At 52.5% G+C, this 20,948-nt stretch carries 20 protein-coding genes, 3 tRNA genes and 1 pseudogene; 17 read left to right on the top strand and 7 right to left on the bottom strand.

Going from position 1 to position 20,948, the window contains the following annotated elements; translation table 11 throughout:
• Window positions 1-56: 56 nt before the first annotated feature.
• The 3 genes and pseudogenes from ABYK60_RS11920 to ABYK60_RS11910 all read left to right on the top strand — a co-directional run bounded on the left by ABYK60_RS11920 (window position 57) and on the right by ABYK60_RS11910 (window position 960).
• Window positions 57-408: pseudogene (locus tag ABYK60_RS11920) on the top strand (VOC family protein).
• Between the two features lie 2 nt (window positions 409-410).
• On the top strand, window positions 411-752 hold the full coding sequence (locus tag ABYK60_RS11915; RefSeq protein ID WP_372872239.1) for a 5-carboxymethyl-2-hydroxymuconate Delta-isomerase: 342 nt from the start codon (window positions 411-413) through the stop codon (window positions 750-752).
• Window positions 753-762: 10 nt separating this feature from the next.
• Window positions 763-960, top strand: a complete 198-nt coding sequence (locus ABYK60_RS11910; RefSeq protein ID WP_372872238.1) for a DUF1289 domain-containing protein — start codon at window positions 763-765, stop codon at window positions 958-960.
• A 44-nt stretch (window positions 961-1,004) separates the two neighbouring features.
• Here ABYK60_RS11910 and asnB read toward each other — a convergent pair whose 3' ends face one another.
• From asnB to purM, 5 genes are all read right to left on the bottom strand, one after another.
• Window positions 1,005-2,669, bottom strand: coding sequence for an asparagine synthase B (gene asnB, locus ABYK60_RS11905; protein ID WP_372872237.1), 1,665 nt, complete (start codon window positions 2,667-2,669; stop codon window positions 1,005-1,007).
• Window positions 2,670-3,011: 342 nt separating this feature from the next.
• Window positions 3,012-4,637 (bottom strand): M28 family metallopeptidase, encoded by a 1,626-nt coding sequence (locus tag ABYK60_RS11900; RefSeq protein WP_372872236.1) that lies wholly within the window; start codon window positions 4,635-4,637, stop codon window positions 3,012-3,014.
• A gap of 147 nt (window positions 4,638-4,784) precedes the next feature.
• A complete protein-coding gene (locus ABYK60_RS11895) occupies window positions 4,785-5,531 on the bottom strand; it encodes an HAD-IIA family hydrolase (protein ID WP_372872235.1) in 747 nt (248 codons plus the stop codon).
• Between the two features lie 257 nt (window positions 5,532-5,788).
• On the bottom strand, window positions 5,789-6,427 hold the full coding sequence (gene purN, locus ABYK60_RS11890; protein WP_372872234.1) for a phosphoribosylglycinamide formyltransferase: 639 nt from the start codon (window positions 6,425-6,427) through the stop codon (window positions 5,789-5,791).
• Window positions 6,427-7,464, bottom strand: a complete 1,038-nt coding sequence (purM, locus tag ABYK60_RS11885; protein ID WP_372872233.1) for a phosphoribosylformylglycinamidine cyclo-ligase — start codon at window positions 7,462-7,464, stop codon at window positions 6,427-6,429. The genes purN and purM overlap by 1 nt, the downstream gene beginning before the upstream one ends.
• A gap of 233 nt (window positions 7,465-7,697) precedes the next feature.
• On the opposite strand from purM, the gene upp reads away from it, so the two are divergent.
• Entirely contained in the window at window positions 7,698-8,324 is a 627-nt protein-coding gene (gene upp / locus ABYK60_RS11880) for a uracil phosphoribosyltransferase (RefSeq protein WP_372872232.1), read from the top strand.
• A 58-nt stretch (window positions 8,325-8,382) separates the two neighbouring features.
• Here the strand turns inward: upp and ABYK60_RS11875 are convergent, their stop codons facing one another.
• A complete protein-coding gene (locus tag ABYK60_RS11875; protein ID WP_372872257.1) occupies window positions 8,383-9,702 on the bottom strand; it encodes a Na+/H+ antiporter family protein in 1,320 nt (439 codons plus the stop codon).
• Window positions 9,703-10,008: 306 nt separating this feature from the next.
• Between ABYK60_RS11875 and ABYK60_RS11870 the strand changes: the two genes are divergently transcribed.
• The gene (locus ABYK60_RS11870; protein ID WP_372872231.1) at window positions 10,009-10,614 is read left to right on the top strand and encodes a peroxiredoxin; all 606 of its coding nucleotides are present in this window, start codon (window positions 10,009-10,011) and stop codon (window positions 10,612-10,614) included.
• Window positions 10,615-10,715: 101 nt separating this feature from the next.
• Here ABYK60_RS11870 and rnt read toward each other — a convergent pair whose 3' ends face one another.
• Window positions 10,716-11,411, bottom strand: a complete 696-nt coding sequence (rnt, locus tag ABYK60_RS11865; RefSeq protein ID WP_372872230.1) for a ribonuclease T — start codon at window positions 11,409-11,411, stop codon at window positions 10,716-10,718.
• 214 nt (window positions 11,412-11,625) lie between these two features.
• Between rnt and ABYK60_RS11860 the strand changes: the two genes are divergently transcribed.
• From ABYK60_RS11860 to ABYK60_RS11805, 12 genes are all read left to right on the top strand, one after another.
• On the top strand, window positions 11,626-12,435 hold the full coding sequence (locus ABYK60_RS11860; protein ID WP_372872229.1) for an OmpA family protein: 810 nt from the start codon (window positions 11,626-11,628) through the stop codon (window positions 12,433-12,435).
• Between the two features lie 656 nt (window positions 12,436-13,091).
• Window positions 13,092-15,143, top strand: a complete 2,052-nt coding sequence (locus ABYK60_RS11855) for a prolyl oligopeptidase family protein (RefSeq protein WP_372872256.1) — start codon at window positions 13,092-13,094, stop codon at window positions 15,141-15,143.
• Window positions 15,144-15,299: 156 nt separating this feature from the next.
• Window positions 15,300-15,701, top strand: a complete 402-nt coding sequence (gene ybgC / locus ABYK60_RS11850) for a tol-pal system-associated acyl-CoA thioesterase (protein ID WP_372872228.1) — start codon at window positions 15,300-15,302, stop codon at window positions 15,699-15,701.
• Window positions 15,691-16,380: a protein TolQ gene (tolQ, locus tag ABYK60_RS11845; protein WP_372872227.1), complete on the top strand. Its 690-nt coding sequence runs from the start codon at window positions 15,691-15,693 to the stop codon at window positions 16,378-16,380. The genes ybgC and tolQ overlap by 11 nt, the downstream gene beginning before the upstream one ends.
• Window positions 16,377-16,817, top strand: coding sequence for a protein TolR (tolR, locus tag ABYK60_RS11840; protein ID WP_372872255.1), 441 nt, complete (start codon window positions 16,377-16,379; stop codon window positions 16,815-16,817). Before tolQ ends, tolR begins: the two co-directional genes overlap by 4 nt.
• Before the next feature lie 4 nt (window positions 16,818-16,821).
• On the top strand, window positions 16,822-17,826 hold the full coding sequence (gene tolA, locus ABYK60_RS11835; RefSeq protein ID WP_372872226.1) for a cell envelope integrity protein TolA: 1,005 nt from the start codon (window positions 16,822-16,824) through the stop codon (window positions 17,824-17,826).
• A 9-nt stretch (window positions 17,827-17,835) separates the two neighbouring features.
• Complete coding sequence (tolB, locus tag ABYK60_RS11830) at window positions 17,836-19,161, top strand: Tol-Pal system beta propeller repeat protein TolB (protein WP_372872225.1); 1,326 nt, start codon at window positions 17,836-17,838, stop codon at window positions 19,159-19,161.
• Between the two features lie 36 nt (window positions 19,162-19,197).
• Window positions 19,198-19,734 (top strand): peptidoglycan-associated lipoprotein Pal, encoded by a 537-nt coding sequence (gene pal, locus ABYK60_RS11825; protein ID WP_372872224.1) that lies wholly within the window; start codon window positions 19,198-19,200, stop codon window positions 19,732-19,734.
• A gap of 21 nt (window positions 19,735-19,755) precedes the next feature.
• Window positions 19,756-20,520: a tol-pal system protein YbgF gene (gene ybgF / locus ABYK60_RS11820; protein WP_372872223.1), complete on the top strand. Its 765-nt coding sequence runs from the start codon at window positions 19,756-19,758 to the stop codon at window positions 20,518-20,520.
• A 146-nt stretch (window positions 20,521-20,666) separates the two neighbouring features.
• A tRNA-Lys gene (locus tag ABYK60_RS11815) sits at window positions 20,667-20,742 on the top strand.
• A gap of 23 nt (window positions 20,743-20,765) precedes the next feature.
• Window positions 20,766-20,841 (top strand) — tRNA-Lys (locus ABYK60_RS11810).
• Window positions 20,842-20,876: 35 nt separating this feature from the next.
• Window positions 20,877-20,948: transfer RNA gene (locus ABYK60_RS11805), tRNA-Lys, on the top strand.

Below are 20,948 nucleotides of genomic sequence, written 5' to 3'. Positions count from 1 at the left end.
CTATTGATGGGAATAAGCTACTGTGTTTAGACCATGCAGGATGCGATGGTGAATAAATGAACCGAATTGATACCATTAATTATCTGGAGATCCCCTGTCGAAACCTAAATGCAACCAAGGCATTTTTTGCCACTGCGTTTGGTTGGTCGTTTATGGATTACGGTCCACAGTACAGTTGTTTTATTGATGTGGGCATTGACGGGGGTTTTTATCAGGCTAATGCCGGTTTTGTGGCAATCTGCTCCACTGATAGTGCTGTACAGCGATAATTTGGCGCTAAAACAGGAACAGATTATCCATCACGGAGGGCAGATAGTCCGTTCGGTGTTCAGTTTTCCCGGTGGACGTCGTTTCCACTTTACCTGTCCAAGCGGCAATGAGTTTGCTGTTTGGTCAGAGCAGGAGTGAATGTGCCTCATTGCGTTATTGATTTTTCCGCCAATGTTGTGGGCGCGGATATTGCAAGCCGCTTAACTCAGGCCTGTCATGGTGCCATGTTGAGCAGCGGATTGTTTGAACCAGCCTCAGTGAAGACCAGAGCCCATCTGGCACAATCGGCGTTAACAGGTGAGGGGAACGACAGTTTTATTCATGTCACCATCGCGATAATGCCCGGGCGCAGCAGTGAGAAGAAACACGCTTTGATGGAGGCTATGGTGTACGCAATAGCAAAGGCGGGCATTTCAGCTTCCAGTCTGACACTCGAAGTCAGAGAATTGGATAAAGCAAATTACGTTAAAAAATTAGCCTGAGGGACACAAAATGGACACACCATGTGTCAGAAATTGTTGCCTGAACGATGAAGACATATGTTTGGGCTGCGGCAGAAGTTATCAGGAAATTCTCGATTGGCATCAGGCGAGCGAGGCACAAAAGCATATGATTCTTGATAACGCCAAAGGCCGGTTGTTGTCCATTAATAGTTGGCGCAGATACAGCAGGCATGAACCCTTGAAATAATATGCCAAAGCCCCGCATTGAACGGGGCTTTGGTGTTTTTAGGTTCAGTAACTTTGTACGTGTACTTCCCTTACCGCACGGCCTGAAGGGTCGATAACGCCCTGCAGGCTTGCATCCCAGGCCAGCGCCTCCGGAGTAGAGCAGGCGACACTCTTGCCACCGGGTACTGTGAGCGCGGCAGATTCGAGCGGGAACAATTCTTCAAAAAAACAGCGGTAGAAATAAGCTTCCTTGGTTTCCGGCGTGTTGTGCGGGAAGCGGAAGCGGGCATTGGCAAGCTGCAAATCATCCACCTGGGCAGCCGCCACCTCCTTGAGGCCATCAATCCAGCTGTAGCCTACGCCATCACTGAACTGCTCCTTCTGGCGCCAGGCAATTTCGGCGGGCAGCTTATGCTCAAAGGCTTCACGCAGAATGTGCTTCTCGATTTTGCCCTTACCGGACATCTTGGCGGCGGGGTTTAAGCGCATGGCCACGTCCATAAATTCTTTGTCGAGGAAAGGCACCCGCGCTTCCAGTCCCCAGGCTGCCATGGCCTTGTTGGCGCGCAGGCAGTCGAACAGATGCAACTTGTCGAGTTTACGTACCAGCTCCTCGTGGAATGCCTGCGGGTTTGGTGCCTTGTGGAAATACAGGTAGCCACCAAACAATTCATCCGCACCTTCACCTGATAGCACCATCTTAATGCCCATCGCCTTGATTTTACGTGCCATCAGATACATAGGGGTGGCTGCGCGAATGGTGGTGACATCGTAGGTTTCCAGGTGATAAATCACATCCTTGATGGCATCGAGCCCTTCCTGGAAGGTGAAATGGATTTCATGATGAATGGTGCCAATGGCGTCCGCCACTTTGCGGGATGCGGCCAGATCCGGCGATCCTTTAAGACCCACCGCAAAAGAGTGCAGCTGTGGCCACCAGGCTTCGCTTTCATCGTCATCTTCGATGCGGCGCTTGGCAAAGGTTTGGGTGATGGCCGACACGATGGACGAGTCCAGACCGCCTGAGAGCAGTACGCCATAGGGTACGTCGGACATCAGCTGACGCTTGACCGCGGCTTCCAGCGCAGCGCGCAGATCATCTACGCTGGCCTCGTTCTGGGCCACGGCTTCATAGGATTTCCAGTCGCGCTGATAGTAGTGCACGGCTTCAGCGTCAGTGCTCGACTGGTAGTGACCGGGGGCGAATGTCTCCACGGTTTTACACACGGGCACTAGCGCCTTCATTTCAGAGGCCACGTAGAAGTTGCCCTGGGCGTCGTGGCCAGTGTAAAGCGGAATGATGCCTATATGGTCGCGACCAATCAGGTAGGTACCCTTGGCCTTGTCATAGAGCACAAAGGCGAAGATGCCGTTGAGTTTGTCGAGGAAATCACAGCCGTACTCCTGATACAGCGACAGAATGACTTCACAGTCACTGTTGGTCTGGTAGCTGTACTTGTCGCCAAGCTCGGCCTTGAGTTCTTTGTGGTTGTAGATTTCACCGTTCACCGCCAGCACCAGGCTGCCGTCTTCGCTCAGCAGTGGTTGGGCGCCGTGTTCAATGTCGACAATGGCAAGGCGTTCGTGGGCCAGTACGGCGTGGTCATCGGCATAGATGCCTGACCAGTCGGGACCCCGGTGACGCAGCAATTTGGACATTTCCAATGCTACCTGACGCATGGCTTTGGCATCGGACTGGATATCGAGAATGGCAAAAATTGAACACATAACAAACTCCGCGCTGTACTTCTAAGGCATCAATGTTTTGACACTTTGCCAGTGAATTTCTCAACAAGCAAATATAAATATTGAATAATCATTATTGAAAGTGGGTTTTGCGTGATTGAAATGAATGTCTATTGGCTGTTGAATTGAGAAAACGTCAATATACGGCGTGGTATTTTGGCGAAACTGGATTATTACTCCGGTGATGCCGCCAGGGATTGGCAGATCGGCAACCGCTTGGCTGTACTGTAACTTTTTGCGGCTTTAAGTTGTTTGCGCACAAAATAAACAGGGCATCCGAAGATGCCCTGGGTGCCACGAGTTTATTCTGGCAAAAGTGTTGGGTCAGTTTGCCGGACGCAGCGAATGGAACTCGCTGAGCGGGTAATAACCGGGCCTGTGATCATTGTTGGCAAGCTCGCGAGCCACTTCATAAAATACCGCCATATCCTCCAGCGCACCGGATAAATCCCACTCGGCACGGTATTCATCACAGACATTGTGATAGCAGCCTTTCATCTTGGCCTGCATCTCCAGCTTGTAGGCGGCGGTGGGCTCATCAGCAGGGATGCTGCCGCCACCGGCAAATACCGCTGGCACGCCAAGCTTGGCAAAACTGAAGTGGTCAGAGCGGAAAAAGCCGCCAGAGGCCGGGTTCTTTTCCGGCACGGCTTCTCGGCCCTGACGCTTGGCGGCGGCGCTGAGGTAGTCTTCAAGTTGAGACTGGCCTTTACCGACTATGGTGAAGTCTTTGGTGCGGCCATACACATTGGTGGAGTCGAGGTTCAGCACGGCAATGCTGTTGTCGATGGGGAACAGCGGGTGTGCGGCGTAATAGCGTGAGCCAAGCAGCCCCTGCTCTTCGCCTGTGGTGGCGATAAAGGTCAGGGAGCGACGGTTTTTAAAGCCCATAGCATCAAGCGCCGCGAACTGGCGGGCTATTTCAGTTATGCCTGCCACGCCGGAGGCATTGTCCAGGGCGCCGTTATAGATTTTGTCGCCTTCTCGGCTGTCATTCTTACCGATATGGTCCCAATGGGCGGTGAAGAGGATATGCTCGTTGGCCTTGTCGGTGCCGGGCAGGGTAGCCACCAGATTGTGGCTGTCGGAGAAACTGGCACTGTTGGCAAAGGCGATGTCAGCGCTTTTGCCTAAGGGTTGATTAAGTGAGTGCTCGGCGGCTTTTTGGCTGAGCGCTTCAAAGGACAGATTGGCATCGGCGAACAGTGCCTTGGCAGTCTCAAGCTGCATCCAACCTTCTACCTTAACCCGGGGTGAGGCGTCTGGACTTGCAACCAGATCCTGCTGCGGTCCGGTCCAGCTGTTTTCCACCACAGACCAGGGATAAGACGCCGGCGCCGTGTCGTGGATGATAATAGCGCCCAGTGCCCCCTGGCGGCCCGCTTCGGCAAATTTGTAATCCCAGCGGCCGTAATAAGTCATGGCCTTACCTTTAAATTTACCACCTTCAGGCAGCACAAACCCCGGATCGTTCACCAGAATAACGGCAATCTTGCCATTCATATCCAGCCCGGCGTAGTCGTCCCAGTCATATTCGGGAGCCTTGATGCCGTAGCCGACAAACACCAAAGGTGCGTCCTTGATCTCAACACTGCTGTCGTGGCGGCTGCCAAGCACTATGTCTTTGCGATAGGCTGGATGCAGGTTGCCGAGGCGAATGCTCTGCTGCTCTGATGCGGTATAGGTCACCATGGGCACACTTTGCAGGAAGCTGCCATTGTTGGCACCCTTGAGTCCGGCGGCTTTGAAAGCCGTAGTCAGGTATTCGAGAGTGAGGGTTTCGCCCTTTGTAGTGGGGGCCCTGCCTTCAAAGGCGTCGGATGACAGAACTTTGATATCATTACGAAAACGGGCTTCATTGAAGTCCGGCTCTGGCACTTTCTGGCTGACCGTGCCGCCCTGAGAGCAGGACGCAAGCAGCAAAAGCCCCAGCGGGAGCAAAGGTTTCATAGGGTACCTTGTTATTTTTGTGTTGTTTTTGTTTGAATTTGATTGCGGCGCCCATAATGACAAAGGCCGCTTACCTGTGACAAGGCAAACGGCCAAATTTTAGTGTCAATTTGTGACTGTGGCAGTGCTGCTGCCAGCGTTAAACCTTTACACCACGTCAATATCGCCGGCACAGTTGAACACATGGTTGGGACGAAATGGCTCTTTTTCGATGTCTTCAAGGCGGCTGACGCCCGAAAGCACCAGAATGGTCTCAAGCCCAGCCTGGAAGCCCGCCAGAATGTCGGTGCGCATATTGTCGCCGATGATCACCGTATTGTCTGAGTGGCCGTTAATATGGTTGAGTGCCGAGCGCACTATCCAGCTGCTGGGTTTGCCCACATAGAAGGGTTTACGGCCGGTAATACGTTCAATAGGGGCACACAGGGCACCGCAGGCCGGTGAATAGGCCGGGCCATGGGTATCGGGATTGGTGGCAATAAAGCGGGCGCCGGCTGCGACGAAGCGGGCAGCTTTATGGATCATGTCCCAGTTGTAGGAGCGGGTTTCGCCCACAATTACAAAGTCGGGGTTGATGTCGGTGATGGTAAAACCGGCTTTATAAAGTTCGTGGGTGAGGGCGCCTTCGCCAATTACAAACGCCTTGCTGCCTTGCTGATGTTTTAAAAAGTCTGCAGTGGCCATGGCGGCGGTGTAAAAACATTCTTCGGGCACATTAATGCCTGCCGCTTCGAGGCGATTTTGCAGGTCTTTACCGGTTTGCACCGGATAGTTGGTGAGGATCACCAGCGGATTGCCTTGCTCCAATACCCGGTGAATAAACTTGTCGCTGCCCGGTACCAGCTTGTTGTCGTGAAGCAAAACTCCGTCGATATCACAGATGATGTTTTTCATTGAAAAATCCTTAATCCCCCGTCCCAGGAGAGAATAATGGACGGCTTGCCTATCTAATGCCAATTAGTGCACATTTTCAATGGCGGATTGAAAATCAGCCGGATACTTTCGCTGTTTTGTTCATCGGGCTGAGTTTCTTCATAAATTGAAGCCTGCAGCTATGTGGGCAAGGGGCGGGATGGAATGGTGATGGAAGTGTAAAAAAACAAAAGAGGCCGCTGGCCTCTTTTGTGGATGAAAATCAGTGAAAGCGGATGTCAATCCGGCGCATAACCGCCCGGGCCGATGGCATCATTATCGAGGAAGGCGGTGTCGTCTTCCATGGACAAACGACCCTGGGCAAACCATTTCACTACCAGAGGGTAAATGGCATGCTCCTGCTCATGAACCCGCTCGGCCAGCAGGGCAGCGTCATCACCCTCATAAATGGGCACCTTGGCCTGCAACACCACAGGGCCGGCATCCAGCTCGGGGGTAACGAAGTGTACGCTGGCACCGTGCTCGCTGTCACCGGCATCAATGGCGCGCTGATGAGTGTCGAGGCCGGTGTACTTGGGCAGCAGGGACGGATGAATATTGAGCATACGACCCAGGTAGCGGGTAACGAATCCATCGGAAAGGATGCGCATGAAGCCGGCCAGCACAATTAAATCGGGCTGGTAGGCTTCAATTACCTCGGTCAGACGCGCGTCATAGTCCGCACGCTTCTCACCCTTGCGGGCGATCACGCAACTGGTGTCTATCTCGGCGTGATGGGCACGTACCAGGCCATAGGCATCGGGTTTGTTGCTGATAACGCCAACCAGCTCCACACCATGTTGGCCATGGCACTGGTCGATAATGGCTTGCAGGTTACTGCCACTGCCAGAGATAAGGACGACGACGCGACAACTCATTACAGGATCTCCACCTGCTCTTCATCGCCGTTACGCTCGGCGATATGACCAATGTGCCAGGCGTTCTCGCCTTCGGCCTTGAGCAGTTCAAGTGCGGCATCCACCTTGTCTGCCGGCAGGGCAACAATCATGCCCACGCCGCAGTTGAAGGTGCGATACATTTCATAGGTTTCGATGTTGCCGGCGCTTTGCAGCCAGTTAAACACCACGGGCCACTGCCAGGAGTCACCTTTTACCACGGCCTTGCAGTTTTCAGGCAGAACGCGGGGGATGTTTTCCCAGAAACCGCCGCCAGTGATGTGCGCCATGGCGTGAACATCGTTTTCGGCAATCAGTTTCAGCAGTGATTTCACATAAATCTTGGTCGGCTCCAGCAGGTGCTTGATAAGCGGCTTGCCGTTCAGATCCATCTGGGGATCGGCCTGGCTCACTTCCAGTACCTTACGGATCAGCGAGTAACCGTTTGAGTGAGGACCGCTTGAGGCCAGGGCAATCAGGGCATCACCGGCTTTCACCTTGGTACCGTCGATGATGTCGGCTTTCTCAACCACGCCAACGCAGAAACCGGCCAGATCGTAGTCTTCGCCTTCGTACATGCCGGGCATCTCGGCGGTTTCACCACCGATAAGGGCACAACCAGACTGGAAGCAACCTTCACCGATACCGTTTACCACGGAGGTGGCAGTTTCCACGTCCAGCTTGCCGGTGGCGTAGTAGTCGAGGAAGAACAGCGGCTCTGCGCCCTGAACTATCAGGTCGTTCACACACATGGCAACCAGATCCACGCCAACAGTGTCGTGGCTCTTGAAGTCGATAGCCAGACGCAGTTTGGTTCCCACACCGTCAGTACCTGACACCAGAACAGGATGCTTGTATTTGGAAGGCAGTTCACACAGGGCACCAAAACCACCCAGGTTACCCATCACCTCAGGGCGGCGGGTACGCTTAACGGCAGACTTGATGTTTTGAACCAGTGCATTGCCTGCGTCGATATCGACACCGGCGTCTTTGTAGCTCAGTGGAGTAGGAGTGCTCACAGAGGGTCCTCTAGATAGGGTACATCGAGTGGTTTTTATTGGGGGCGTATTCTACCAGTTTGTGTGGGGTGTCGAAAGGGCAGTTTTGGTTTTAAGCGGCGGTTTTCGCCAGCAGGGAAGCGACTTAGTTCACGATTCAACGCTTTCGTAAAACTTTCTGTTTTATCTAAAGAACAAATGCACTAAAATCGAAAAAATTTGCCCAAAAAATGCCAAATGCACAGGAGTGAGACATGAAAGTTGTCGAAGTTAAGCATCCTCTGGTTCGCCACAAAATTGGTCTGATGAGAGAAGGTGATATCAGCACCAAACGTTTCCGTGAACTCGCCGCCGAAGTGGGCAGTCTGCTCACCTACGAAGCCACCGCTGACTTTGAAACCGAAACCGTCACCATCGAAGGCTGGAATGGCCCGGTGGAAGTGGATCAGATTAAAGGCAAAAAAGTCACTGTGGTACCTATTTTGCGCGCAGGGCTCGGCATGATGGATGGTGTGCTTGAACACATCCCCAGCGCCCGTATCTCTGTGGTGGGTATTTACCGTGACGAAGAAACCCTCGAGCCTGTGCCATATTTTGAAAAGCTGTGCAGCAATGTAGATGAGCGTATCGCCCTGGTGGTTGACCCCATGCTGGCAACCGGCGGCTCTATGATTGCCACCATCGATTTGCTGAAAAGCCGTGGTTGCAAGCAGATAAAAGCCCTGGTGTTGGTGGCGGCTCCGGAAGGTATTGCCGCACTTGAAAAGGCGCACCCTGATGTGGAATTGTACACTGCTGCCGTTGATAAGTGCCTGAATGAAAAAGGCTATATCCTGCCTGGTCTTGGTGATGCCGGTGACAAGATTTTCGGCACCAAGTAATACATAGCAGTAACAAAAAAAGCGCCCAAGGGCGCTTTATTTGTTACCTGAATAAGCGTTACAGCACCATGGCCGCTATCCAGCCAAACACCAGCAGTGGGATGTTGTAGTGGATAAAGGTTGGGATCACGCTGTCGCGCATATGATCGTGCTGACCATCGGCATTGAGTCCCGCAGTAGGGCCGAGCGTAGAGTCGGACGCCGGTGAGCCAGCATCTCCCAGCGCTGCTGCGGTGCCCACCAAAGCAATGGTGGCGGGCACGGAGAAGCCAAACGACAGCGCCAGCGGCACATAGATGGTAGCAATAATGGGAATAGTGGAGAAAGATGAGCCTATGCCCATGGTGATAAGCAGACCAACCAACAGCATCAAAAAAGCCGCCAGCGCCTTGTTATTGCCAATCAGGTCACTCAATGACGACACCAGAGTAGCCACATCACCGGTGGCTTTCACCACAGCGGCAAAGCCAGCCGCGGCAATCATGATAAAGCCAATATTGGCCATCATGCGCACGCCTTGGGTGAATATATCCTGATCCGCCACATGCTTGAGGGCGCCGGAGAGGCTGAACACCATAAAGCCAATCAGGGCACCGAAAATCATCGAATCCGTGTACAGCTGTACCGCCAGGGTCGCAATCACAGCGATAACAGCCACTATCAGGCTTCGAGCATTGATTTTGCTTTCGGGCTCGGCGGTAAGAATGGTTTCTTCCACATAGTCTCTGGGTTTGCGGTAGCTGATGAATACCGCCACCAAAAGTCCCAAAATCATGCCAATAGCGGGAATGAGCATGGCACCGGGAATCTGCTCGCGGCTGGCTTCAAGTCCATTGCCAGTCAAATTGGCGAGCAGAATATCGTTAAGGAAAATGCCACCAAAACCCACAGGCAGCACCATATAAGTGGTCACAAGACCAAAGGTCAGCACACAGGCCACCAGGCGGCGGTCGAGCTTAAGCTTTGACATCAGGTGCAGCAGCGGCGGCACCAGAATGGGAATAAAGGCAATGTGGATTGGCAATATGTTCTGGGAGGCCATGGCCATGGCCAGCAGAGCCAGCAACAATAACATGCGCACAGTGCTCAGGGCTTTGGCATCATCTTCGCGCCCCAGTTTTTTGATTACCGACTGTGAAATTACAGTGGTGAGCCCGGAATGGGACAGGGCAACCGCAAAGGCGCCAAGCAGCGCATAACTCAGGGCGATTTGAGCGCCTCCCCCAAGGCCTGTATTAAAGGCATCTATGGTGGCCGATAATTCCATCCCGCCCCACAGCCCAGCAGCCAGGGCGCTGATCGTCAGCGCAATAACCACGTTTACCCGAGCAAGGCTCAGGCCCAGCATCAGGCAAACCGCAATAACCACGGAGTTCATCATGAAAAAGTCTTCATTTAGTCAAAAGGGTTATTTTTGACAGTCTTTTCCACGCTTGTCCAGCAGCGTGCCTGAAATGACGCTGAAATTTGGCAATTGTGATCCCGAGGCGTTCCAAAGATGCAAAGACCGTGATCTGTATAAGGGCATTGCGGCGATAAAATACGCTTCCGGCTCCTTCTGTATGGCAATTGTGTGATATTACGCCGATTTGGGTTGTAAGCGTACGGGCACCTCTTATAATGCTGAATATCAAACAGGAAAGTTCGTATTATCCATAGCTCAATCCATAGATGGAGGTTACCAATGAGCGTATTAGTAGGTCGCAAGGCCCCCGATTTTACTGCTGCTGCCGTTCTGGGTTCAGGCGAAATCGTTGACAACTTCAACCTGACTGCTGCCATCAAGGGCAAGCCAGCCGTGGTTTTCTTCTACCCACTCGACTTTACCTTCGTTTGCCCTTCTGAGCTGATCGCTTTTGATCACCGCATGGAAGAGTTCACCAAGCGTGGCGTTGAAGTGATTGGTGTGTCTATCGACTCTCAGTTCAGCCACAACGCATGGCGTAACACCCCGGTGGAAAAGGGTGGTATCGGCCCTGTTAAGTACACTCTGGTTGCTGACGTTAAGCACGAAATCTGCCAAGCGTATGACGTTGAGCATCCAGAAGCCGGTGTGGCTTTCCGTGGTTCTTTCCTGATCGATAAAGAAGGCATGGTTCGTCACCAGGTTGTGAACGATCTGCCACTGGGCCGTAACGTTGACGAAATGCTGCGTATGATTGATGCGCTGCAATTCCACGAAGAACACGGTGAAGTGTGCCCAGCCGGTTGGGTAAAAGGTAAGAAAGGTATGAACGCCAACCCTGACGGCGTTGCTGCTTACCTGAGCGAAAACGCTGACGACCTGTAATGCTTGTGGCGTAAATGCCTGAATTTAAAAAGCCGCCCAAGGGCGGCTTTTTTGCATCTTGCTGGTGGCAATTGATGTACTAACTCCGGGAACTGTGACGGTTATTCATCTGTCCCAGCTTCTCCATCAGCCTCTGCTACTGCACTTTCGTCTTCGTCCAGGCTTGCAGCCAGAGGCCAGCCACCAAGGGCTTTCCAGCGGTTAACTATATGACAAAACAGCTCGGCAGTGCGCTCGGTATCATAAAGGGCGCTGTGGGCTTCTTTATTGTCAAAAGGAATGCCGGCGATTTTACAGGCCTGGGCGAGTACAGTGTGGCCAAGGGCTAAGCCAGACAGACAGGCGGTATCGAAGGTGGCAAAGGGGTGGAACGGAGTGCGCTTCACGCCGCTGCGATCTATGGCTTTGGTGACAAATCCATGGTCAAAGGCGGCGTTGTGGGCGACCACCACGGCGCGGTGGCAATCGCTGGCCTTCATGCCTTTACGCACTGCTTTGAATATTTCCAAAAAGGCTTCTTTTTCGCTGACAGCGCCGCGCAGCGGATTATTGGGATCAATGCCATTAAAAGCCAGCGCGGCCGGTTCCAGATTGGCTCCCTCGAAGGGTTCGATATGGAAATGCAGTGTCTTGTCCAGACCCAGTACACCCTCATCATCCATTTTCAGCAAGGTGACGGCAATTTCCAGCAAGGCATCGGTCTGGGCATTGAAACCGGCGGTCTCCACATCGATAACCACGGGATAATAGCCACGGAACCTGTATTTGAGCTTGTTGGGGTTGAAGGCGTCGGACATCAGAACTCTCTGGCAATTTCAAAGGGCGCTATTATGCTAAAAGCAAAACGGGCTGTCATGTTTGATTGTACAAAATCCAGGCTAAAGAAACCCTTGTTTTGGTCGATACCCTCAAGGTAGGCACACTCAGGTGAGATTTCTTATGTGGTGTAATTGGTGGCGTAAATGCCTTGTGGTTCCCGTGTTACTGTTGCCTTTAGGGGCGGCGGCGGACATGCGTCATTATGTGGCATCCATAGACGACTCGCATTGGCGACTGTCGGAGAATTCCCGCATTCGCTGCTCCCTTGAGCATGATATTCCTGCATACGGCAAGGCGGTGTTTTCCAGTGCCGCGGGTAAAGAGCAAAACCTGTTGTTTACCCTGGATATGTGGACCAAGCCGGATGCGGCGACTCAGGCAACCTTGGTCAGTAAGGCGCCTGCCTGGCGCCCCGGTGAGCAGCAAAAAAACATCACCCGCCTTAGTTACATGAAAGACTTCAACGGAGAAGTGCCTAAAAAGGCAGCCTGGTCGATGCTCACCGAGCTTGAGCGTGGCCGAGAGCCCACCTTTTACTACGCCGATTGGTATAACAGCGACAACAAGGTTGCCGTGGGTTTATCCGCCGCCAATTTTCGCCGTCAATACAGTGAATTTCGTCAGTGTTTGTCAGCGCTGTTGCCTTACAGCTTCGATGACATTGCCTTTACTGTGCTTAATTATGAGGCCGGTGGCACTGAGCTGACCCGCTTTTCCAAGGCCCAGCTTGCCCGGGTGCAGGAGTATTTAAGTCAGGATCCAGAGGTGGAGCTGATCGTTATCAATGCTTACACCGACAGCTACGGTGGACGCAGCATTAACCAAAAGGTGTCGGATAAGCGCGCCGCCTCGGTGAAAGACTTTTTCGTCAGCAAAGGCATTCCCGCCAACCGCATTCAAACCGAAGGCCATGGTGAGACCCGCCATGTTGCGTCCAATCTCGGTGCTGATGAACGAGCACGTAACCGTCGGGTGGTAGTGCAAATCACTAAATCGATTTAATTGCCTGTCGGCTGTTGATGCCCCAAGGCCGCTGCAAGCGGCCTTTTTGTTACCGAACTGATAAAAATGACGGATAAAAAAAGCCCGCTTGAAACCAAGCGGGCCGCAAAAGAATAAGCATTGCAATCAACAAATTGAAGGAAGGAAGGAAGTCAAGCATAAGAACCAGGGATGATATCGATGTGTCGGACACAGCGATAAAATGTTCTTTGTTTTCACAATCTGACGCAGCAGACACTTCCGGAAAACGTGGCCATTTTAGTCAGGTCGGATGAGAACAACAAACGAGAAAAATTGGAATTTGAGATTAGAAAAACTAATTCATAATTTAGTGATCTCCGTCAATAAATTGCCGTAAACCCCCTTAAAATGGTTATTTAAGCAGGTGCTGAGCATAAAAAAGCGTATTGCTTCGATTCAATATGTTACGAGAGCATTAACAAGTGCCTTTGTACAAAGTTTCACCCGACCAACCGTTTGCCGTTGTCAGCGCTTTATTTGGGGGTATAGTTGGCAGCGGCAATGCAACGCAATCCAAAGGATTTATAAAAATGACAAGCAGAATCAGCACTCTCAGCCTGCTGACCCTGGGCCTTGCCCTGGGACTCGGCGGCTGCCATTCAAAAGACACGGCCGTCGCGTCCGATAGCCGCGCCATGGCCTATCCTGCATCACAAGCCAGTGCCGTGGTTGAAGAAATCCACGGTGTCAATGTGGCTGACCCTTATCGCTGGCTTGAAGAAAACAGCCCAGCCACCGAAGACTGGGTAAAACGCCAGCAGGCGTTCGGCGATGACTATTTGGCACAGATCCCCAACAAGCAGGTGGTGGTTGACCGCATTACCGAACTGTGGAACTTCGAAAAAGTCGGCGCGCCGTTCGAACATGGTGAAAATCGCTTCATTTTTCGTAACGACGGACTGCAATCGCAAAACGTACTTTATGTGAGTGAAAAGGGCACCGCCGAGCGTGTGCTGCTGGACCCCAATAAACTGTCTGCCGATGGCACAGTGGCCTTGTCCGGCGTGTCAGTGAGCGGCGATGGCAAAACACTTGCCTACGGTGTATCCAAGTCCGGTTCTGACTGGCAGGAGTGGGCCTTTATCGATGTGGCCAGCGGCCGCAAACTCGGCGATAGCTTGAAGTGGATTAAATTTTCAAGTGCCGAGTGGAACCATGACAATACCGGCGTGTACTACTCCCGTTATGACGCGCCCGCTGGTGGCGATATCCTCTCGGATGTGAACTACAACCAGAAAGTGTATTTCCACCGCCTCGGTGACGACCAGGCCAAGGATACCCTGGTTTATGAGCGCCCGGATAACCCGGATTGGGGCTTCTCCGCATCCGAGTCTGACGATGGCAACTTTTTGCTCATCAGCATTTCTGTGGGCACCGACAGCCGCAACCGCTTCTTTTACAAGCCGCTCAAAGATCGCAGCCTGAAAGTGGTTGAACTGATGAGTGAGCTTGAAGCCGAGTATCAGTTCCTTGGCAACGAAGGCCCTGTGTTCTACTTCAAGACCGACCTTGATGCCCCTAAAGGCCGTATCATTGCCGTGGATACCCGCAAGCCCGGTAAAGACAGCTGGCGTACCATAGTGCCGGAAAGTCAGGACCCTATTGCTGCCGTCAGCATCATCAGTGAGCATCTGGTAGTGAGCTACCTGCATGACGTATTGGGTCAGCTGTCTATCTACAATCTGGATGGTGTTAAGCGTGAAGATGTGGTGCTGCCAGGCAAGGGTAAAATTGCCGGACCTTATGGCAAGGCCAGCAAGCCTTACTTCTATTATGTGTTCAACAGCTACGTACAGCCGCAAACCATCTACAAGTATGACTTGAACAAGGGCACCAACGAGCTGTTCAGCGCGCCCAAGGTGTCGTTCAACCCGGATGACTATGTGTCTGAGCAGGTGTTTTACACCAGCAAAGATGGCACCCGCATTCCGATGCTGGTGAGCTACAGGAAGGGGCTGAAAAAAGACGGCAACAACCCAACACTCCTGTATGCCTACGGCGGTTTTTCTATTTCCATGACCCCGCGCTTCAGCCCCGCGACCATTGCCTGGCTGGATATGGGCGGTATCTATGCCGTCCCTGCGCTTCGTGGTGGCAGCGAATATGGTGAAGAGTGGCATAAGGCCGGTATGTTCGGTAAAAAGCAGAACGTGTTTGACGACTACTTTGCCGCCGCCGAATACCTTATCAGCGAAAACTATACCAACAGCGGCAAACTTGGCGCTTATGGTCGCAGTAACGGAGGCCTGTTGATGGGCGCCGCTGTGACTCAACGTCCCGATCTGTTCGCCGCCATCCTGCCGGCCGTGGGCGTACTGGATATGCTGCGCTTCCAAAAGTTCACCATTGGCTGGGCCTGGACCGCGGAATACGGTAGTGCTGACAATGCCGCAGACTTCCCATATCTGCTGGCTTACTCGCCTTATCACAATGTTAAGGAACAGGCTTATCCTGCCACTATGGTAATGACAGCTGACCATGACGATCGGGTGGTGCCACTGCACAGCTTTAAGTTTGGTGCCATGCTGCAGGCAAAGCAGCAGGGGGATGCGCCGGTTATCATGCGAATCGAATCCAAGGCGGGTCATGGTGCCGGTAAACCGACCTCAATGCAGATTGCCGAGTTTGCCGATATCTATGCGTTTCTGTGGCAAAACTTCGGTTTGACTTTGCCCGAGAAGCTCTGAGTGCAAAACGCACAAAAACCACTTTGATACAAGGGGCTTCGGCCCCTTTTATCATTTATTTTTCTTTACAGTTGCCGCTAGTCAGACCATTCACAATCTGTGCTTGGCTAGGTATAGTAAGCCTCACTTTTACCACAGAGTTTGTGCGCATTTTCGATGTTTGTTTGGCCGATTTCCATATACTACGAAGATACCGATGCCGGTGGGGTGGTATATCACTCTAACTACTTGAATTTTTTCGAGCGTGCCCGCAGTGAATGGTTGCGTTCACTTGGCATTAGTCAAACGGCATTGCTTGGCGACGATATCGCATTTGTGGTTAAACGGGCTGAGATTGAATTTCGCAAAGCGGCACGCTTCGAACAGAATCTTTTTGTGCATTCCGCTGTCATAGAAATGAAGAAAGCCTCGATGGTTTTTGAACAACGACTTATGGATGAGGCCGGCACCTGTTACTGCGAGGGACACATAGTGGTTGCCTGCGTGGCATTGTCGAAGATGCGGCCCCATGCCATCCCACCCCATATAGCGCAGGAGTTAACACAAGGTGCACGCTGATATTTCGTTTTTGGGACTGTTTTTACAGGCGAGCTTACTGGTAAAGCTGGTTATGCTGATCCTGATGGGGCTGTCTGTGCTCTCATGGGCAGTGATTTTACAGCGCCGTAATTTGCTGCAAGCTGCCAGAGCCCGCTCGGTTAAATTTGAAGATAAGTTCTGGTCAGGGGTTGATCTTAACCGCCTGTATCAGGAACTCTCGGCCCGAGGTGACGCCAATACCGGCCTGGAAGCTATGTTTGTCACCGGCTTTAAAGAGTACTCACGCCTGTCGCGTCTGTCTGCCCGGGTGCCTGGTGCCGTGATGGACGGTACTTACCGCGCTATGCGGGTGACCCTGTCCCGTGAGCTTGAAAAACTGGAAAACCATTTGCCACTGCTGGCTACCATTGGTTCAACCAGCCCTTATATCGGCCTCTTCGGTACTGTGTGGGGCATCATGAACGCCTTTATCGCATTGGGCGCAGTGCAAAACCCAACGCTGGGCATTGTGGCGCCAGCCATTGCCGAAGCACTGATTGCCACTGCCATGGGTCTGGCGGCGGCGATTCCGGCGGTGATTTTCTATAACCGTTTCTCCACCGACGTGGAAAAACTGGAAGGCGCTTATGTGAACTTTATGGAAGAGTTCTCCAGTATTCTGCACCGTCAGGCCTATGCCGAGAAGGAGACCGCCTGATGCACGGATACCAGCGCAAGCGGCGCCGGCCCGTGGCGGAAATCAACGTCGTGCCTTATATCGACGTGATGCTGGTGCTGCTGATTATTTTTATGGCGACGGCGCCAATTGTGACTCAGGGCGTAAAGGTAGACCTGCCAACCGGTGAGGCCGAGGCCTTGTCCACCGACAGTAAACCACCGGTAGTTGCCTCTATCGATGCCAATGGTGACTATTACCTGGATATCGGCAGTGGCAGCAGTGACAAGGACATACTGACGCTGGAAGACGTTGCAACTCAGGTTGCCGCCGTGATATTGCTGGAACCTGAGCGACCAGTTGTTGTGAAGGCCGATCGCACCATTCCCTATGAAGAAGTCATTCAATTGATGGTGACCTTGCAAAAGGCAGGAGTGCCTTCGGTAGGGTTAATGACGGATTCGCCACAGGAGAAGTAACAGGGTGTCCGCTAAGAAGTCACATTCCAGCTTAACCCTGCCAGTGGCTATTTCACTGGCAGTGCACATTGGCCTTATTCTGGTTCTGGCACTGGGTGCGCTGGATTTTTTCACCAAGAAGCTTGAAACCCCTGAACCCGCTGCCGCAGCCCCGGTGCAGGCCGTACTCGTGGATCAGCAAAAGGTGGCCGCTGCGGCAGAAAAAATTAAGCAGGAAAAGCGCGACGCTGAGCGTCGCGAGCAAGCGCGGCAAGCGGAGCTTGAACGTAAGGCTGAAGAAGCCAAAAAAGCCCGTGAGCAGGAGCAGGCCAGGTTGAGGCAGCTCGAAGTTGAGCGTAAGCAACAAGAAATCGAAACCCAAAAGGCCATTGAAGACGCCAAGCGTAAAGAACAGCAAGCCAAGGCTGACGCGAAAAAAGCGGAAGAAGAGCGGGCTCGCAAGGAATCTGAGCGTAAGGTAGCCGAAGAAGCGGCTAAGAAAGCCGAAGAGAAACGCAAGGCCGAAGAAGCGGCAGCCAAAAAAGCAGAAGAAGATCGCAAGCGTAAGGCAGAAGAAGAACGTAAGCGCAAAGAAGCGGAAGCCAAGCGTAAGGCTGAGGAAGAGGCCAAGCGTAAAGCGGAAGAAGAGCGTAAACGCAAGGCCGCTGAAGAAGCTGCACGACGCGAGCAGGAACTGGCTGATATGATGGCTGCAGAGCAGTCCACCATCAATGCGGCCCGCAATCGCCAGATGGTGTCTGAGCGTGACAGATACACCGCCATGATTAAAGCGACAATTCAACGCCATCTGGTGGTGGACGAGTCCATGCGTGGCAAGAGCTGTAAGATGTTTATCCGTCTCGCCAGCGATGGTTTTGTCACCACGGCTGAAGCAAGAGAAGGGGATGGCGTGGTATGCCGCGCCGCCAAAGCTGCTATTACCAAGGCAGGCCGCCTGCCGGTGTCGCCGGAGCCTGAGGTATATCAGCTGATGAAAGAAATCAATTTAACTGTGCAACCGGAATTCTAAAGGAGTTTCATGAAGATCATCCCAAAGTGGGCGCTGCTGGTGCTGGCAGCCTTGTCTTTGCCCGTAAAGGCCGCACTGGATATTGTTATCACCGAAGGGGTGGATGCTGCCCGTCCTATCGTGGTGGTTCCCTTTGTATGGCAGGGCTCAGGCCCGATACCGTCACAAATATCTGATGTGGTTGAGTCAGACCTAACCCGCAGTGGCACTTTCAAAGTGCTCGACAATCTGGGCTTACCACAAAATGGTATTGCAACCCTGGCTGAGTTTTCGCCCCAGAAATGGAGTGGTGTAAATGCCGAAGCGGCAGTGATGGGTGCTATCAAGCCTTATGGTCCGGATCAGTATTTGGTCACTTTCGATTTAATTGACTTGCTCAAGGCGCAATTGGCAGGTCAGGCGCCGCTGAACAAGCAGGATCTGGTGCTCGACAGCCGTCAAACTGTCATCACCGCCGCTCAGTTTCGTCAGTACGGCCATCGTATCAGCGATATCGTCTATGAGAAGCTGACCGGTATCCGCGGCGCTTTCTTAACCCGCATCGCTTATGTGGTGGTTAACCACGGTGACAAAACGCCTTATCAGCTTACTGTTGCCGATTATGATGGCTATAACGAAAAAATGCTGCTGCGGTCACCGGAGCCATTGATGTCACCGGCCTGGTCGCCAGATGGCCGTCGTCTGGCTTATGTAAGCTTCGAAAATCGTAAGGCCGAGATTTTTGTTCAGGATTTATTTACCCAGGAACGGATCAAGGTGTCGAGTTTCCCCGGTATTAATGGTGCGCCCAGCTTCTCGCCTGATGGCAAAACCTTGGCGGTGACCCTGTCCAAAGATGGTCAGAGTGAAATCTACACCATTGATATTGCGACCAAGGCTATTCGTCGTGTTACCAATCACTATGCCATTGATACTGAACCCAGCTGGTTCCCTGATGGTAAATCACTGTTGATCACCTCTGAGCGTGGCGGTCGTCCACAGCTATATAAGGTGGAACTGGACTCGAGTAAGCTGACCCGTTTGACTTTCGATGGTGAGTGGAATCTTGGTGGCTCCATCACTCCCGATGGTCGTAATCTGATTTTTGTGAATCGTACCAACGGCCGGTTTAACATTGCCCGCATGGATTTGGAAACCCGTTTCATGCAAGTGTTGACTTCGACCCGTCTGGACGAATCCCCCAGCGTGGCGCCCAATGGCACTATGGTGATTTATGGTACCACGCATCAGGGCCGGCAGGTGCTCGCTGCCGTGTCCACGGATGGACGCTTTAAGGCAAGATTGCCGGTTGGTCAGGGTGAGGTGAAGTCACCTGCCTGGTCACCCTTCCAGTAACCAAATTATCATATTGATCGTTTAAAGGATTTAAAAATGGAATTGAACAAACTGCTTAAAGCTCTGCTGGTAGTGGCGCCTGTTATGGCTCTGTCTGCTTGTAGCTCAACCGATTCTGCGACTGATGCTACAGGCTCATCCAGCAGCATCGGCGGAAGCGGTGCCGGTGTGGGCGGCATTGAAACCGGTAGCGTTGGTGGTATGTTGACGCCAGAAGAGCAAATGCGCCAAAAGCAGGAAGAACTGCGCCGCGAGAACATCATCTACTTCGATTTTGACCGCAGTGAAGTGTCTCCTCTGGCCGCAGATATCCTGATGGCCCACGGTAACTACCTGCTGGAAAACCCATCAGTACGTATTCTGATTGAAGGTCACTCGGACGAGCGTGGTACCCCTGAGTACAACATTGCGTTGGGCGAGCGTCGTGCCAAGGCTGTGGCCAAGTATCTGCAGTCTATGGGGGTTCAGCCAGCTCAGATGAGCATTGTCAGCTACGGTGAAGAAAAACCTCAGGATCTGTCTCGCAGTGACGACAGCTTCTCACGTAACCGCCGTGCGGTGTTGGTGTACTGAGGTAAATAGCAGGGAGGATTGATGAAAAAGAGCGTATTACTGACAGCACTTTTACTGGCGGGGCAGGCAATGGCTGCTGCGCCCGTTGAAGACTTGGGTGGTGGCAGTGCCGATGAGCGCATTGCCAAGCTTGAGCGCATATTAAAAGCCAAGCAGCAAACTGACTTTGACATGCAACGACGTCTTGATTCGTTGCAGCAGGAAGTTCTTGATTTGCGCGGCTTGACTGAGCAGCAAAACTATCAGATAAATCAGATGCTTGAGCGTCAACGCAAGCTCTATGAAGAGATAGCTAACCTGCAGGCTGCGCCTGTGGCAAAACCTAACGTTGTGGCTGCTGGGACTGACACTGTGGTTTCTACAACACCGTCTGCGGTTGCTCAGCCAGGTGGAGAGGTGGTCGAAGCGTCTCTTAACGAAACTGCCACCTACGAAAATGCCATCAATCTGGTGCTCAAAGAGCGCAAATATGATGAGGCTATCAGTGCGTTTCGCAGTTTCATCAAGCAATTTCCCGGCTCTAACTACACAGATAACGCCAACTATTGGCTAGGTCAGCTGCTCTATAATAAGAACGAGCTGGATGAAGCCCGAGGCGCGTTTACCGTGGTAGTGGAGAAGTATCCTGACTCCAGCAAACGCGGTGACAGCCTGGTGAAGCTGGGGTTAATCGCCGAGAAAAAAGGCGATACCGTTGGCGCTAAAAACCTCTATCGCAAAGTGGTAAAAGAGTATGCAAACAGTGCTGCTGCACGCATTGCACAGCAGCAATTGAATGCCCTTTAAACGGTTTTAATCCATAAAACAGTCTCTTGGGCTGTTTTTCATGCAAACGGCAAAAGTTTCGGGAATTTGCGCTTGCATGGATAACTGAAAAAGGTATTATAGGCGCCCTCAGCGCAGCCAAGGCGGTGTTGAGGGCAATCTGGAATGGGTCGTTAGCTCAGTCGGTAGAGCAGTTGGCTTTTAACCAATTGGTCGAAGGTTCGAATCCTTCACGACCCACCAAACCTCCAGAACGCCGGATCTCCGGGTCGTTAGCTCAGTCGGTAGAGCAGTTGGCTTTTAACCAATTGGTCGAAGGTTCGAATCCTTCACGACCCACCACTTCCGGTGGTGATGAGATCAAAGCAGTGTCGAGCGGGTCGTTAGCTCAGTCGGTAGAGCAGTTGGCTTTTAACCAATTGGTCGAAGGTTCGAATCCTTCACGACCC

This window comes from Shewanella sp., assembly GCF_041630135.1.
In the GTDB taxonomy this organism is placed as follows: Bacteria; Pseudomonadota; Gammaproteobacteria; order Enterobacterales; family Shewanellaceae; genus Shewanella.
This window is presented reverse-complemented; position numbering and strand designations above follow the sequence as displayed.

Excerpts from the sequence above, each read along its gene's own strand:
- rnt (WP_372872230.1), bottom strand. The coding sequence starts at position 11,411 with ATGTCCGACGCCTTCAACCCCAACAAGCTCAAATACAGGTTCCGTGGC.
- ABYK60_RS11855 (WP_372872256.1), top strand. The coding sequence starts at position 13,092 with ATGGCCTATCCTGCATCACAAGCCAGTGCCGTGGTTGAAGAAATCCAC.
- purN (WP_372872234.1), bottom strand. The coding sequence starts at position 6,427 with ATGAGTTGTCGCGTCGTCGTCCTTATCTCTGGCAGTGGCAGTAACCTG.
- ABYK60_RS11860 (WP_372872229.1), top strand. The coding sequence starts at position 11,626 with ATGCGTCATTATGTGGCATCCATAGACGACTCGCATTGGCGACTGTCG.
- ABYK60_RS11895 (WP_372872235.1), bottom strand. The coding sequence starts at position 5,531 with ATGAAAAACATCATCTGTGATATCGACGGAGTTTTGCTTCACGACAAC.
- ABYK60_RS11910 (WP_372872238.1), top strand. The coding sequence starts at position 763 with ATGGACACACCATGTGTCAGAAATTGTTGCCTGAACGATGAAGACATA.
- upp (WP_372872232.1), top strand. The coding sequence starts at position 7,698 with ATGAAAGTTGTCGAAGTTAAGCATCCTCTGGTTCGCCACAAAATTGGT.
- ybgF (WP_372872223.1), top strand. The coding sequence starts at position 19,756 with ATGAAAAAGAGCGTATTACTGACAGCACTTTTACTGGCGGGGCAGGCA.
- pal (WP_372872224.1), top strand. The coding sequence starts at position 19,198 with ATGGAATTGAACAAACTGCTTAAAGCTCTGCTGGTAGTGGCGCCTGTT.
- ABYK60_RS11900 (WP_372872236.1), bottom strand. The coding sequence starts at position 4,637 with ATGAAACCTTTGCTCCCGCTGGGGCTTTTGCTGCTTGCGTCCTGCTCT.
- ABYK60_RS11875 (WP_372872257.1), bottom strand. The coding sequence starts at position 9,702 with ATGAACTCCGTGGTTATTGCGGTTTGCCTGATGCTGGGCCTGAGCCTT.
- ybgC (WP_372872228.1), top strand. The coding sequence starts at position 15,300 with ATGTTTGTTTGGCCGATTTCCATATACTACGAAGATACCGATGCCGGT.
- asnB (WP_372872237.1), bottom strand. The coding sequence starts at position 2,669 with ATGTGTTCAATTTTTGCCATTCTCGATATCCAGTCCGATGCCAAAGCC.
- ABYK60_RS11870 (WP_372872231.1), top strand. The coding sequence starts at position 10,009 with ATGAGCGTATTAGTAGGTCGCAAGGCCCCCGATTTTACTGCTGCTGCC.
- tolB (WP_372872225.1), top strand. The coding sequence starts at position 17,836 with ATGAAGATCATCCCAAAGTGGGCGCTGCTGGTGCTGGCAGCCTTGTCT.